Source organism: Mesorhizobium sp. 2RAF21 (assembly GCF_052115345.1).
GTDB classification, from domain to species: Bacteria; Pseudomonadota; Alphaproteobacteria; order Rhizobiales; family Rhizobiaceae; genus Mesorhizobium; species Mesorhizobium terrae.
Genome location: NZ_JBFRGM010000009.1, coordinates 131,005 through 144,398, shown reverse-complemented (window position 1 = coordinate 144,398; position 13,394 = coordinate 131,005). Strand labels below are relative to the sequence as shown.

At 62.1% G+C, this 13,394-nt stretch carries 12 protein-coding genes; 5 read left to right on the top strand and 7 right to left on the bottom strand.

Features of this window, described 5'->3' with window-relative positions:
* Positions 1–407: 407 nt before the first annotated feature.
* Positions 408–1,472, bottom strand: a complete 1,065-nt coding sequence (locus AB4136_RS16290) for a site-specific integrase (protein WP_441931525.1) — start codon at positions 1,470–1,472, stop codon at positions 408–410.
* Positions 1,473–2,453: 981 nt separating this feature from the next.
* Here AB4136_RS16290 and AB4136_RS16285 point away from each other — a divergent pair.
* Complete coding sequence (locus tag AB4136_RS16285; RefSeq protein WP_441931370.1) at positions 2,454–3,440, top strand: DUF1403 family protein; 987 nt, start codon at positions 2,454–2,456, stop codon at positions 3,438–3,440.
* 4 nt (positions 3,441–3,444) lie between these two features.
* Positions 3,445–4,125 (top strand): SMC-Scp complex subunit ScpB, encoded by a 681-nt coding sequence (gene scpB, locus AB4136_RS16280; protein WP_441931369.1) that lies wholly within the window; start codon positions 3,445–3,447, stop codon positions 4,123–4,125.
* Positions 4,126–4,188: 63 nt separating this feature from the next.
* On the opposite strand, the gene AB4136_RS16275 is transcribed toward scpB, so the two are convergent.
* Complete coding sequence (locus tag AB4136_RS16275; protein ID WP_441931368.1) at positions 4,189–5,847, bottom strand: hypothetical protein; 1,659 nt, start codon at positions 5,845–5,847, stop codon at positions 4,189–4,191.
* 192 nt (positions 5,848–6,039) lie between these two features.
* Here AB4136_RS16275 and AB4136_RS16270 point away from each other — a divergent pair, with 192 nt between their 5' ends.
* Positions 6,040–7,308: a hypothetical protein gene (locus AB4136_RS16270; RefSeq protein WP_441931367.1), complete on the top strand. Its 1,269-nt coding sequence runs from the start codon at positions 6,040–6,042 to the stop codon at positions 7,306–7,308.
* 218 nt (positions 7,309–7,526) lie between these two features.
* Here AB4136_RS16270 and AB4136_RS16265 read toward each other — a convergent pair whose 3' ends face one another.
* Genes AB4136_RS16265 through AB4136_RS16245 form a run of 5 tightly spaced genes read right to left on the bottom strand, consistent with a single transcriptional unit; the run spans position 7,527 to position 11,598 of the window.
* Positions 7,527–8,102: a 3'-5' exonuclease gene (locus AB4136_RS16265; RefSeq protein ID WP_441931366.1), complete on the bottom strand. Its 576-nt coding sequence runs from the start codon at positions 8,100–8,102 to the stop codon at positions 7,527–7,529.
* Positions 8,099–9,265, bottom strand: a complete 1,167-nt coding sequence (locus tag AB4136_RS16260) for a hypothetical protein (protein ID WP_441931365.1) — start codon at positions 9,263–9,265, stop codon at positions 8,099–8,101. Before AB4136_RS16260 ends, AB4136_RS16265 begins: the two co-directional genes overlap by 4 nt.
* Positions 9,265–10,161, bottom strand: a complete 897-nt coding sequence (locus tag AB4136_RS16255; RefSeq protein WP_441931524.1) for an AAA family ATPase — start codon at positions 10,159–10,161, stop codon at positions 9,265–9,267. Before AB4136_RS16255 ends, AB4136_RS16260 begins: the two co-directional genes overlap by 1 nt.
* Complete coding sequence (locus AB4136_RS16250) at positions 10,158–10,652, bottom strand: HORMA-1 domain-containing protein (RefSeq protein WP_441931364.1); 495 nt, start codon at positions 10,650–10,652, stop codon at positions 10,158–10,160. Before AB4136_RS16250 ends, AB4136_RS16255 begins: the two co-directional genes overlap by 4 nt.
* A gap of 1 nt (position 10,653) precedes the next feature.
* Positions 10,654–11,598, bottom strand: coding sequence for a CBASS oligonucleotide cyclase (locus AB4136_RS16245; protein ID WP_441931363.1), 945 nt, complete (start codon positions 11,596–11,598; stop codon positions 10,654–10,656).
* 206 nt (positions 11,599–11,804) lie between these two features.
* On the opposite strand from AB4136_RS16245, the gene AB4136_RS16240 reads away from it, so the two are divergent.
* Both AB4136_RS16240 and AB4136_RS16235 read left to right on the top strand, forming a co-directional pair.
* Positions 11,805–12,869, top strand: coding sequence for an ImmA/IrrE family metallo-endopeptidase (locus tag AB4136_RS16240; RefSeq protein WP_441931362.1), 1,065 nt, complete (start codon positions 11,805–11,807; stop codon positions 12,867–12,869).
* A gap of 3 nt (positions 12,870–12,872) precedes the next feature.
* Positions 12,873–13,370, top strand: a complete 498-nt coding sequence (locus AB4136_RS16235) for a hypothetical protein (RefSeq protein WP_441931361.1) — start codon at positions 12,873–12,875, stop codon at positions 13,368–13,370.
* Positions 13,371–13,394 lie beyond the last annotated feature (24 nt).

The following is a 13,394-nucleotide window of genomic DNA, read 5'->3' as shown; positions in this document are numbered from 1 at the left end:
GGTGACCCAGCGCCAAAGACGGTCCGAGCGTCCGCTCAAACCCAGCGCGTCAGATCAGAAGGCCAAACCTTCCAGAAGCCGAAGCGAGACTCGTCTGCACGATACTGCATTTCTCAATCGCCTTCTAAACTGACCCTCGACAGCGCCGATGCACCAAGCTCCGTCGGCACTCGAATGGACACCGTCGGAGGCTGGCTCCCGCGTACGCTTCCGAAAGCCAGTCGGCTCCGTCGCTGGCGCCGAATTCGTCCGCCGTGCCATTTGGGGGTCGATGATGCCTAACTATTAAGTATCCGCCGATGATAGTCTGGACACAGCGCGCGACGTGCTCGTTGCGGCGTTGTGCCATCCAAGAAGACCTGACCAACTCACTCGGCGATCAAAGTGTGGGGAGGCGGCGCCTTTCTCTACAGCCCCGACGCCTTTGTCAGATTCACCCGGAACCGATCACGTCGGCGCTGGTACTTGCGCGTCATCTCGGCGCTTGCGTGTCCAAGCTGCTTCTGAACATAGCGTTCGTCAACCTCCGCCGATGAGGCGAGGCCTGACCGAAGCGAGTGTCCGGCGAACAGCTTGCCGCGTTGGCCCTCCGGCAGATCGCCGCGAACACCGGCGGCGAGTGCCGTCCGCTTGACCAGACGCGCAACCTCCTGGTCGTTGAGCCGCTCGGCGCCGACCGCCTTGCCTTGGCCGGTGACGCGACGGAACAGAGGACCGTGCGCTATCCGACCGAGCCTGAGCCAGGTCTGCAGGGTCACAACGGGGCAGGTGGCATCGGAGGAACCACGCCCGATCTCGACCTCGCGCCAGCCGGTCTTGCCGCGCAGGCGCAACAGCATGCCCTTGTCGAGGATTTCGATCCAGCCGGAAGAATCCTCTGTCTGATCCCGGCCGCAATCGAGGCCGACGACTTCGGAGCGGCGCAAACCACCGGCGAAGCCGAGCAGCAGCATGGCGCGATCGCGCAGGCCGCGCAGGGTTCCGCGGTCGAGCGTTTCCAGCATGGCGATCAGATCCTCGGGCAGCACCGCTTCCTTCTGTCGGGGTGGGGCAGCGTGCTTGTTGCGGATACCGGCCATGACGGTGGCGATGTGGCGGTCCTTCCTGTCCAGCGGCTGGCCGCGCTGCGCATAGTTCCACGTCAGAGATGAGAGCCGACGCTCGATCGTCGACACGGAGTTCGACTTCTTGTCGCCGGTCGCCTTTCCCGAAGCGCACGCGGTGATGTAGAGCCCGACTACCTGGGGACCTGGCGGAAACATCTCGACGCTCTGCCGCCGGCACCAACTGGAAAAATGCTTCCAGTCCGAGGCGTAGGCGCGGCGGGTATTGGCTGAGCTCGCCGCCTCGACATAGTCGCGGGCGCGATCGGCCAGTGCATCGAGATGCGCCGGCAAGCGCGGATTGGCAACAGTTGGAAGAGGGGAGGGGGCTTTGGCTGACTGTTCGTTTGGGCCGCGGCCCATTTCCATCACGACGTCGATGATGTCGGGCAGCTCGCTATCTACACAGTCGTCGGCATCTGAGGCCGCGGGTTCGGCCGACGGCTCCACGGAGGAGACATCATCCGCGGCCCTTCTGCTGAGGGACGGTTCAGCGGCTCCAGCGAGGCGACTTTCGGACTTCAGCTCGACGTTTTGGGCTGTCGCTCGCGTGTCATCGACGGACGGCAACGAATCAGGTTTCGGCTTCATTGCCGGATTCTAGCCGAATCAGCGGATTTTTCGTAATACTTGAGCGGACGAACTACAGCGTGGCCGCTGTGATTCACGAACCCAAAGAGGATGCGATTGATGATGCCTTCTGGAATGAGGGGGTTGCAAGGGAACAGTGATCCTGAGGTTTGCGCCGCTCGACAGTCCAAGCCGGTCGGATCTCCTCTCGGCTTGCCATGAGCGCGGCCCCCAGCGAACCGCGCTTTTCGAACAGATTAGGGCGTATCGTGAACGTCATCCTGCCACTTCGCTGCCGTGTCGTGCAGGAGCGAGGCAAGGCAGCCGGCGGGCCGCACGGCGATGCGCAGGTGATTCAGATATCATGAGACTACCTGCCATGTTGCGTAGTCTCATAATTCCGACTCACCCGGTATCGCAATTGTACTTGGGAAATCTCACAATCGTGCGCGAGATTTCGATCGCAGGCACGGTTGACGCGAATTTCGTTGCTCTGGTCGACGAGAGGCCATCTTCTCGACCTGGTGTCCGGGATTGGCCGCAAACCTCGTCCATTTAATTAGGGTGAGAATCCATCGAACAAGGGCGAGACAGACGGCTGAAATGGCGCATTTCCGAGGTTTTCCAGCGATCCTGGCAAGGGCCATTGCGTCCTGAGATAGCATTTTTCAAACCGACTGATAATGCAACATTATCGTTCGTTTTAAGTTGTCGACAACCGCGGCGCTTTTGACCTTCCCAGCTTGCGCAAAGCGCCGCTCTGATTCATGCTCGTCGACGATGATTCTCCGCCCGAAACTATTGCGCCTGACGCCGATGACGGCGGCCAGCGCCCGCCCGGTCGCGCAGGCCGCTCCCGTGCCGACCTGGCTGCGCAAGGCCGCGGCTGGTCCGGTTTCGCTTGAAGACGCCGCGTTCGCAGCCGCCGCGGCGCTGACCACACTCGACGCCGTTGTGCGCCGGGAAGGGCGATGGGCCGGCGCCTGGCGGCAGCGCCTGGCGCTTGCGGCGGCTGCGGCGGCGGCGAAGCGGGCAGGCCGGGTCGAGGACGCGGCGGCGCTGCGCGACACGCTGCTGCTCACCCGTCCCGGCGACGAGGTCGGGCCGGCGGGCCGCATGCTGCTTGCCTGGCGAACGCTGGCGTCGCGTCCGGTCGCCACTTTGCTCAGCGAGACGGTGTTGGCCGATGTCGCAGTGGACCTTGGCAGCGGGCGCGATGAGGAAGCGCTGGGCCAGATTGGCGACGAAATTCGGCCGCTCGCCGGCGCGGTAGGCAATGCGGTGGCTGGCGTGATCAATGCGATCGCATTGGTTGAGCGTCACGACAGTCGCGCCGCGCGCGAGCTTGGACCGTGGCTCGCCGACGCCATTCTCGCCGACCGGTTGGGGTGGGCCCACGCGGTGCCGCTGTTCGGCACGCAGGCGGTGGCGGGCGCCGGTCGATTGCCACATGCCGGACAACAATCGGAGCAGGCGTTCCGCCAACACATCTTCGCAGCGTATGCGCGCGCTGCAGTACAGGCGATGGATCTTGCAGCCGAGCTTGGCCGCCGCGCCGACCCTCTTCTGGCTGTAGCCCCAAAGCTGCGCGCCAAGGGGTCGGGCGCCGTTGTCGAAAAGTTGCTCGCGGAGGACGCGGTTGTCGCTTCGCAGGACGTGCCGGGCATGAGCGATCGCGGACTGCGTCGCCTGTTCGATCGCCTTGTGGACCTCGGAGCTGTGCGCGAGCTGTCGGGCCGCGCCGCGTTTCGCATCTACGGGCTCTAGAGCGATGGCGGAGGCGGCGCGAAGAAGGCGAGGACAGTTAAACGGAGGGGACGGTCTCTTCGACCGCGAGCTCGACCATCTGCCGCAGGAGGCCCGTTGGCGCGAATGGATGAACCGCGTCGAGGCGGCCATTTTTGCGGCTGCCGAGCCAGTCTCGCGCGACACCCTGTCTCGCATCGTTGGCAAAAACTGCAATCTCGATTTGATCGTCGACGACATCCGCGAGGAGTTGCGCGGCCGCCCCTACGACCTGGTGGCAGTCGCTGGCGGCTGGAAGCACCTGACCCGGCCCGCTTACGCCGACGCCATTCGCGTCGCCGTCGGCGCCGATGAGCGCACGATGGACCTCTCGCAATCAGAAGTGCTGGTGCTGATGTGCATTGCCTATTTCCAGCCGATCACACGCGCCGAGCTCTCCGCTTTCTTCGGCAAGGAAGTCAGCCGCGATCTGATCGGCACGCTGCGCGGCTGTGGCTTCATTTCCTCCGGTCCGCGCAGTCCGACGCCTGGTGCGCCCTACACCTATGTCACGACCGACGCGTTCCTGGTGCATTTTGGCTTCAATACGCTGCGCGATCTGCCGGACATGGAGGCGCTCGAGGATGCAGGACTGCTTTCGAAGGAGAAGCTGCTGGCGAACGAATTCGCAGCGGCGGCCGGTGTTGTTGGCGACGAGGACGGGTAGGTAAATGATCGCGGCGCAATGCCGTTCGCGCCTGCGAGGCAGGGAAGCCAAGTCGACAACAACTCATCGGGCTGCGGTGCAACGGTTGGGCGAGGATGCCGGCGGCAGCGAGACGGCGTGAGAAGCGCCGTCGGCCTCCGGGGCCGACGCGACGTGCAAAATTGCGTCGACGTCGACTTCTGCGCCGCCGGAACCGATGGTCTCCCAAGGACCCGTTGCCGCGAGAACAGCAAGCGTTTCGTCATCAACCTGGTCGTAGGCGGCGAATAGCTCTGAGAGTGCCGGAGGAAACGGAAGCCGGTCTTTCAGCGCGGCAGCGAGGTTGGCGGTACGGATCTGCATTTCGCGCAGAAGACTCTGCCGATCGGCGCGCCGGCCGGCGATCGCGTCCCCGATGATCGTTTTGACGGGCACTACATATCCTGCCCGCATCTGCACCATCGCTCGCCAAGCTCGGTCCTGGTGGCGACTCTGGAGCTGCGCCATGACGCCCTCGAATTCCGCGAAGTCCGCGCTCCGCAGATCGGCTGCGGGATCGAGACGGCTTGCAACGACCGCCAGCGCGTAACCCGTGGAGAGTCCACGATTGAGACCGCGGCCAGGCCAGAAATGCGTCACGCCCGCAGCGTCGCCAATTAGCGCCCCGAAAACCCGATGCGAAGTGCCGGTCGGTGTGATCTCGGCGCTAAAAGCGCCGCGGCGGGTCATGGCAAGCGGGAAAGTGGTGATTGTGTCGAGCGTCTCCTCCGGCATGCCAAAGAGCTTCAGTCCCTCAAGCACGCGCGGCCAAAGGAAGGAAGCAGGATCTCCAGCAGGCACGAATTCGGACCCGCGCCTCGTGCAGACAAATGCGCCGCGCGAACGGTCGGCGCGCCAGGTTACTTGGCACGGGTTCGACTGGCTACAGGTCCGGAATTCGTGCTCTCCTGGCACGCGGCCACGAACCTCGGCCGCCTCCTCGTCGGTGAGGCGCATGTAGAGAAGGCCCATGCCGTCAGGCAGACCATTGAACAGGAAACGCTGCTGAGCGATGGTCATGATGACCGTCGAGGCGCTCGACATCCCGGAGCGAACTCGCAAGCCCAAAACTGTGTCGACCACCTGACGCCCCTGCAGGCTGTAAGGCGTTACGTCAGCTTGGCCGAAGGCCGCCGAGAAGTGCTCGCGCGTTTGAGAGTTGGCACCGTCGGCGATCACCACGAGGTCCCACTCGCCGAGGGAAAGCCCGGCCGCGTTAATCTGCTCCGGATGCAACCGCAGTCGTTGCAATTGCGCCAGTGCGAGGAGGCGATCCTCGAGATCACGAATGCGAACATTCCTCGGATAACCGAGGCGGGTGGGTGATTCTCGACCGGTCGGCCAAATCTCGCCATAGCCACCTGCCGGGAACATAGCCAAGCGGACCGCTGCCGGAAGACGGGTGAAAACAAGCGACTGGATCGTCACCACTTGCTGGCGGCGATTGACGCCCTCGTCCGCGGTCCGCCAGCGAATGCGGCGACCTTCGTAGATCCACCGACCGTCAGCGATCGTGATCTCGACGCGGTCGCCGGCGAGCTCGTGAAGCGACGTGGCAAAGGCAAGGCCCACCGGGCCGCCGCCGATTACGAGAATTCGCCGCTTGGCGCTGGCTTTGATTGGTGCGGCGTGAGCTAACCCGCGCCCGAACATCTCCGACACAGAATTGGCGATATTGCGGCGAAGCATCCCGAAGGTGTTCACGATGAGGCTCCCGAAGTGCGATTCGTCAGACGCAACCTCGTTCAGCACCGCTTCATGGTGGAGGACGAACCTATCGCTTTCGGGAGTAGTCGGAGGATTGCGATCGTAGCACCCACAATTTCTGATTTTGGTATGGCCACTGCCGGAAGGCGGATGCCAAATCTCGCGTGAACCTGAGTTCTGGAGGCCGCCGTGGCGAGACGTCTGCACACCGGAGTGATTGGAGTCGCGATTGGCCGCAAATGCGGCCGAACACAGGCCGGGATGCTGGAACTCGTGGCGACCACGAGCCCCAGCGATCCGCGGCTGGACGAAAAGGCCATCGGCCGTGTTGTCGCCGGCAAGAGCAACCAACAGAGCAAGACGCGCTTGCAAATGATCCCGATCTCGGCCGAGATTCTCGGCCTGCCGCGAGACGCGATTGTCCGAGAGCTGTTCTGGCGCGAGACCTACGAACAGCTGAGTGAGGAGCTCGCGAACGGAGGGGCCCCGATCATGCTCGAGGGCTTCCTCCTGCTTCTTCGTGAACTCCTCGAAGGTGACGGCGCCGGAAGCGCTTGGAATTACGCCACGGCCCCTTACATGGAAGCGGATCTGCAATGGGACGCAATGAGCCGCGCGATGACTTGCCTCGGCGGGCGCACACGGCGGGAGGTGCGCCAATCCTGCGTCCTGACCTTCAAGCGGGCGCTGGATCGTTTTGAGCAGTTCGCGCATCGCATCCGCTCTGGCGTCTACCAGGTTGCCGAGGGTGCAGCCGCGTTCATCGCGGCTCGCGCGGATTCGATGCGGGCAGTTTGCTCAGAGCAGCTCTTCAGCCTGGCACTTCTCAACGAGGAAAATGGCTGGGGGCTCGCCCGCGATGAGGCCGGTCATCCGTTGACGCTGCGATGGGCTGCGGCACTGCTTCCGTCGGAGGCGGAGCTGGCGCAGTTCACCGTTACACTTCTGGAATTTCTGCCGGGGCCAGGTTGGCAGCGCAGGATCTCCAACAACCACGCGGTCCTGTCGCTGGCCATCACGAGCGCTGCCGCCGCCGGACTGACATCCGATGGAACTCCGCAGGACCACGCACGGCTTAAGCGTGTCGTGTCGGAAGCCGTCGCCGAGTTGCTGCGGCCTTGCGATGGTGGACGTGTTCGAGTCCGGGAGCTTCCGACCTACCGTTCCTTGCAGAGTCTTGGCATCATAGAGGCAGTCGCCGCTCCGCTGCCCAAGCCGGTCGCGTCCGCAGTGAGCTGTGCCGCGCTTGCCGTGCTGCTCACAGGTCTCGCCTTCGCTGGAATCGAAAGAATTGCGGAGGCGTCAAACTGGCACACTGCCTCGGCGAGCTCCCAAGCAGTCGCTCAGCCGATCGATACCGGCCACTTGCTCTATCTTGCTGGCCCCGGTGGTACCGGACTGACGGTCGTCGCGGCAATCGGACCGGGCGGCACTGTCGTGACCCGCATGGAAGCCTGAACTGAACACCACCTGCGGTGAGCCGTTTCCCCCCTCAACCGTCCGTCCTTCAATCGAGGGTGAACGCTCTGCAGCACGTCGCGCGAAAAAGGATTCGCGCGACGTGCCGCAGGCTTTTGATTTCGCGCATGTCTTTGTCCCGAAACCGGTGCACCCTTTCGGGAGACGTGCGCTAACTCCAGCTGGAGGAAAAACTCAGTGGCAGGTCACGGTGCCCCCTACCGTCCTGCGTCGGGCGCGTGAGTTTTCTCCACCAACCCAGACCAGATCAGGCGGTAGAGCTCTGCCTGGTAGAGGGCGTCGCAAAGCGCGTCATGGGTGCCCTTAGAGACAGGTTGGACCCGCTTGGCGATCCTGCTCGAACGCGTATCGGCCCATGGACAGCCTGTCGCTCCCATATAAAGCGCCTTGATATCGAGAGCCGTGAAACCGAACGGATTGCTTTCCGTGAAGCGGAGGAAATAGTAGTTCACGAAAGACCAGTCGAACGGTGCGTTGAACCCTACAAAGACCGGTGTGCCGTCCGCTCCCGCGACTTCAGATATCCAGTTCGCAAAGGCACGCATGGCATCCACCGGATCAAGCCCATGCTCGGCCAGCTGATCGAGTGAGAAGCCACTTACCTCCAGGGCCTTCGGGTCGAAATTCTGGTTGATCGGCTTCAGTTCGCAAGCGAAGGTCCTCTCCGGTTCGAAGATCGAACATGCGCCAATCGACAGGAGACTGAATTCACCGGGGATGGGGCCGGCCGTCTCGACATCGACCGAAAGGAAGACCTCGCGTTTGTCGCTCATGCGATCAAGGCCTCCGCTGGAACGAGGGGAGGGCGGTTGCGGATCGCCTGCCAATGTTCCCGAAACGCCCGCCGCCTGTCCTCGACGGTCCCGCTGGTTTTCCATTGAAGGCCGGAGAAGGTCGTGATGTCGAAGGGCAGGGATGCCCCTTCACGAACCATGACCATCGTCGGCAGCCCACGACCGAGCGCGTAGCCGAGCTCGAGGAAACAGTTCGGCCGCGCCCCGGTAATGTCGGCCAGGACGACACTGCTGCGGTGCAGTTTTGCGAATATCTCCTGGTCGATCCGGGCGTGATCATAAGTCTGGCGACCGTCGATCACGATCAGGCGATAGCCCAGTTCATCTTCGATCACGGGCTTCACGACCGTGTCGAAGAAGGTCTGCACATCATTGTAGTCGGGCAGATCCGGGTTCAATAGCCGCACCGCAAACGCTCTGGGCCGCTCAAGCGATTCCAACAGGTCGATCAGCACTGCCACCCGATCCGCAACGGACTGCCGCTGAGGGAAGCGGATCCGGTTGATCCAGTCATGAGCATCGCCATCCCCGGCGATCTGGAACAGGCGGCGGGTCTGGGTGCTGGTCAGCCCGAAGCCATAGAGGCGCCGCGCGCCTGTCGTCTCGGGACACAAAGCAAGGTTGAGCGGCACGACCGGCTTGCCGGCATCATGGTAGAGGTTCGCCAGATAGAGCACGCCCTCGGTCCCCCCGAGCGCAACCAGAATGTCGCCGAACCTGGCCTGGGCTTCCATGCGCTTGCTGTTCATGTTCCATTGCGCCGCGCTCTCAATCTTGATCAACGGCGAGGCGCGTAGCTCGTCCCAGAGACTCTCATATTCCTGCGGGATTTGGTCCTCGGTCTTGTGATGTTGCACGGCGACCGCCAGTGGACCCGGTGCCGCACCCGGCCGCAGGGCTAGGCTTTCCTTGATCGTCTTCCAGATCAGCCAATCGAAACAGATCGGCAAACCGTCGGCCTTGCGCAGCGGCTCGGCGTCGACCGGCACCACGAAATTCGCGCCGCGCCGGATCAACTCGTTGACCAGCATCGCGATCATGTCGCGAGCCGCCTGGACATCGGCTGTCGCCGCGACCGTAAGATCATCCACAACGCTCCCCGAAATGTGGATGCGCCGACCGAACAAAGGAGAACGAGGCATCACCTGTCCTCCATCACCGGCGAAGCATGAAGCGATGCGGCCACCGATTTCAAATGATCGAACTGAAGCGGCTTGTCCGGATAGGCCTTGGCGAGCGCGGCCGGATAGAGCCGGGTGCGGATGTCAGAATAGGTCCAGGTTGGATGGCTGCCGCGGGCGCCCGTGATGGCAACGAGTTCGGCAAGCTGAGGCGCGGACAACCCCAGGCCTGCAAGGTCCATTTCGAACAGCTGCCGGCGCTCGCCCTCCGATGGTCGCTTGAACTCTTCAATGATCGCGGCCCGGCGGCGAACCGCCGCGTCGAGCACCGACAGACGGTTCGTACAAAGGATGACCACGATGCGACCGCCATATTGGCGCAGGTCGTCGATGCCTTGTATCAGCGTGTTGACCGCGACCTTGTCTTCGTGATGGCTATGGTCCTGCGCGCGCGAGGCACCAAGGCTGTCGCCTTCGTCAATGACCAGGATCGCTCGGCGGTGTTTTCCTGCTGACTGGATCACCCGGCGAAAAGCCTCCGCAATCAGCGTGCCCATTTCGCCGACCATGCCGCCGCCACGAACGCGGTTCGACAGCTTGAATAGGATGGAATCCTCGCTTCTCGCCTCCGCCACCAGCCGGTTGGCGATGCATTCGGCCGTCGCGGTTTTCCCGGTTCCGACGTCACCATGAAAAATGACCAGCGGATACTGCTCGGCCACGAGTTCGGCGATGGCGAGCTTGCCGCCGTGGTGTCGTCGGTTCCACTCGGCCAAGCCGCCGACATTGAGCAGGAGGCGGAGCTGATCATGGACACGGGCATAGCGCGCATCAAATCCGAGAAGCGTCTTTTCCCTTTTGATCAGCGCTTCGCTGGGGAGGGGCGTCTCGCTGTCAAAAATGCTTGGCTGGCTCACGCTGCCCAATCCTTCCTCTGCATGCCATAGGCGTTGCTGATATAGTTGCGGCCACCAGAAGTCGTCAGCGATGAGTGGCTGGTGTCGTCGGACGAGGGCACCCAGCCGATCTTCAGCTTGCTCTTCATGGCCTCGCGCGCTGCACCGGTATAGGCGTCGGTATAGCTGAGGATGATGCGCAAGTAGGCTCCGGACACCTTCGGCCAAAGCACCCCGCCGGGCCGGCTCGTGGTGAGCGCTCCTGCGTCGGTGTCGACGTCGAAGCGGACAGCCTTGACCTCGATCCCGTTGCTGAAAAGCGTCACATCGACCCACGCCAGGTAACCGGCTTTCGCAAGCACTTCGATGTCATGGGCATAGTCCGCCGCCTTCGCGGCCGTCCACGCGCCGGTGCTGTCGGCGATCATGATAAGATCGGCTTTCACCCGGCGCACGACGTTTTCGATGTCGACAATTGTGTAGGTGGCCGAGGCAGTTCTCGTCTGGCTCATTTCAGTCCTCAGTCTTGAAGCGAGGGCCGAAGAGTTCCTTCCAGACCTCATTGTCGTTTTCGGCCGATGCGAAATTGGCGGTTTCCCAGGCAGCCTTGGCGGCCGCGACGATTTCCTTGCGCTCAGCCTCGGAGATCCTGCTTGTGACGTTGTTCAGGCTGTAGACGGGATCGAGGATGACCACCGGATCGGAGAACACTTCGAACGGGGCCGTGTTCTCCGGAAAGCTGATCTGATCCTTGAGGCCCGACTGGGCAACGTAGAGCAGAAAGTTCCGGAAGCGCTGTTCGATCGAGCCGGCATTGCCCTGGGTCGCCAGTACATGCGCCATGATCAACTCGATGGCGAAGGATTTGAGCGGCTTGAGTTCGGCCTGGTTGCGCCACTTCTTGGCCAAGCGCACAAGCGTCCGGAAATCGCCGTCCTGGTCCTTGCGGTCGCGGACGAACTTTATCTGGCACGGTGCGCAGGTCTGCAGCTTCGAGCCGTCATGGATGTCGAACTGCCAACCAAAGCCCGGCCGGCTTTCGTCCTCGATCACCGGCACGATGTCGACGCTCAAGCCCGTGCCCACGAAGGTCACGGTCGCTGCCTTGCGCTGGATTTCAAAGTCCTCGACCGACTTGGTCGGATAGATCTTGATAAGCAGCTCATAGATGGTGTCGTTCAGGCTGTCGAGCGTCTCTTTGCTCGCATCGCGCCCTGAAATGTAGAACACGACATCAACGTCGACCGGGTCGACGCTGGTCTTGCGCAGGATCGTGTATTTCGCGAACGACCCTGCCTTCACCACCTTCGTGATTTTGATCTCGGTCTTGTCCTTGACGCTCTTGCGCAGTTCGTCGATCAGCCGATCGACCTGCTCGTGGTATTCCTTGCGTTTGTCCGCAGGCAGCCGCAGGACATTGCCGTCGTAGTAGCGCAGTTCCGTATTGCTGAGCCCCATGGCCCCTCTTCCTTTCGCTCAGGTTCCCGCCGGGCGCGCCAGCAAGACCGTGTGCCTTCGCAGTCACCACATTCGGTTTACAAATGATCCCGCGGTGACGTTCGTTGCCGCACATGGGAAACCAGCAGCGCGATTGCAAGGGGTTTCAGTTTACAAAAATGCGACTATGTAGTAATTATGGAAACCGTTACCAAATGGAGGCTCCCGTGATCGGAAACAAGCTGAAAGTAGCCCGATCAGCATCGGGGCTGTCTCTACGTGCGCTCTCCGATGCAATTGGCGGCATCGTCTCGGCCCAGGCCATCGGCAAATACGAGCGAAACGAGGACATGCCGAGTTCGCGCGTCCTGATTGCACTGGCAAAGACGCTGAACGTGTCTGAAGAATATCTTCTCAACGAGGACGAGATCGCCTTGGAAGGAGTCGACTTCAGGAAAAAGGTGGGCGCGTCGTCGAAGGAGGAGGCCGTGCTAGAAGCGCGCGCTATTCATATGCTCGAGCGCTATCTCGCTGTCGAGGATATGCTGCAAATGCGCAGTGTCGAGTGGGAGCAGCCCCGAAGTTCACCGCATCCGGTCGCTAACATCCGGGACGCCGAAGACGCTGCTCGTTCAGTCCGTGATGATTGGGGGCTCGGCAACGATCCCATTCCGCAGCTTGCCGAATTACTGGAAGAGCGCGGTGTCAAGGTTCTGTCGCTTGATCTCGACGATGTCGACGGTCTCGCAGCCAAGGTCAGGCGCAAGGACCGTTCCGCTGCGCGAGTCATTGTCATCAAGCGGAGTACGTGGTCCGAACGAAAGCGCTTTAATCTGGCTCACGAGCTCGGACACATGGTCATCGCTCCGAGTGAAGGTGTGGATGTCGAAAAAGCGGCTCATCGCTTTGCAGGCGCTTTCCTAATGCCCGCCGACGTCCTGCGGGCCGAGATTGGAGCGCACCGATCCTCGATCAGCATCGGTGAGCTTGTAGCACTCAAGAAACGCTTCGGGGTGAGCATCCAGGCCATTGCCTATCGATGCAAGGACCTCGGCATCATCAGTCAGGCAGCCTTCGTCCGTCTCTTCAAGATATTCGCGGAGCGCGGATGGCGAACTGCGCCATACGAGGAGCCGGAGACGATGGCGCCGGCACTCGAGGAGCCGAAGCGTTTCGAGCGGCTTTGCTACCGGGCGCTCACCGAAGGAGTGATCGGTGAATCCCGTGCCGCGGAGTTGCTTGGCATATCGGTTCGCGAACTGGACGCCAGACTGGACCAGGTGGCGGCTTGATCGGTGCCTGTCCTGGTCTCCGACACCTCGGTCCTGATCGATCTAGAGCGAGCGCAACTCCTCGATGACATGTTCCTGCTGCCCTTCGAGTTCGCGGTCCCTGACCTGCTTTATGCAAGGGAACTTGAGGGCGCGCTCGGCGATCGATTGGTGGGTCTTGGGCTAAGGGTAGAGGTGCTGTCAGCAACCGAGCTCAGCAGAGCGACGGCGGTCCGGCGGCAGAACACCCGACTTTCCGTGCCTGATGCATTCGCCTTCGCAATAGCGCATTCCAGGCGATGGACCTTGCTCACCGGCGACGGCACCCTGCGCGAGCTGGCCCACGCCGAAACTCTCGACATGCACGGAGTGCTCTGGATCTTCGACCAATTTGCAGACGGAGATCATATGCCGCTCAATCGGCTCCATAATGGGTTGAGCGCTCTATCTGCGCACGCGAGATGCCGCCTTCCCGCTGTGGAAGTCCGACGTCGTTTGCTTCGGTACGCAGACCCAACCTGATAATTCGGGTCGCCAAAGCTATGG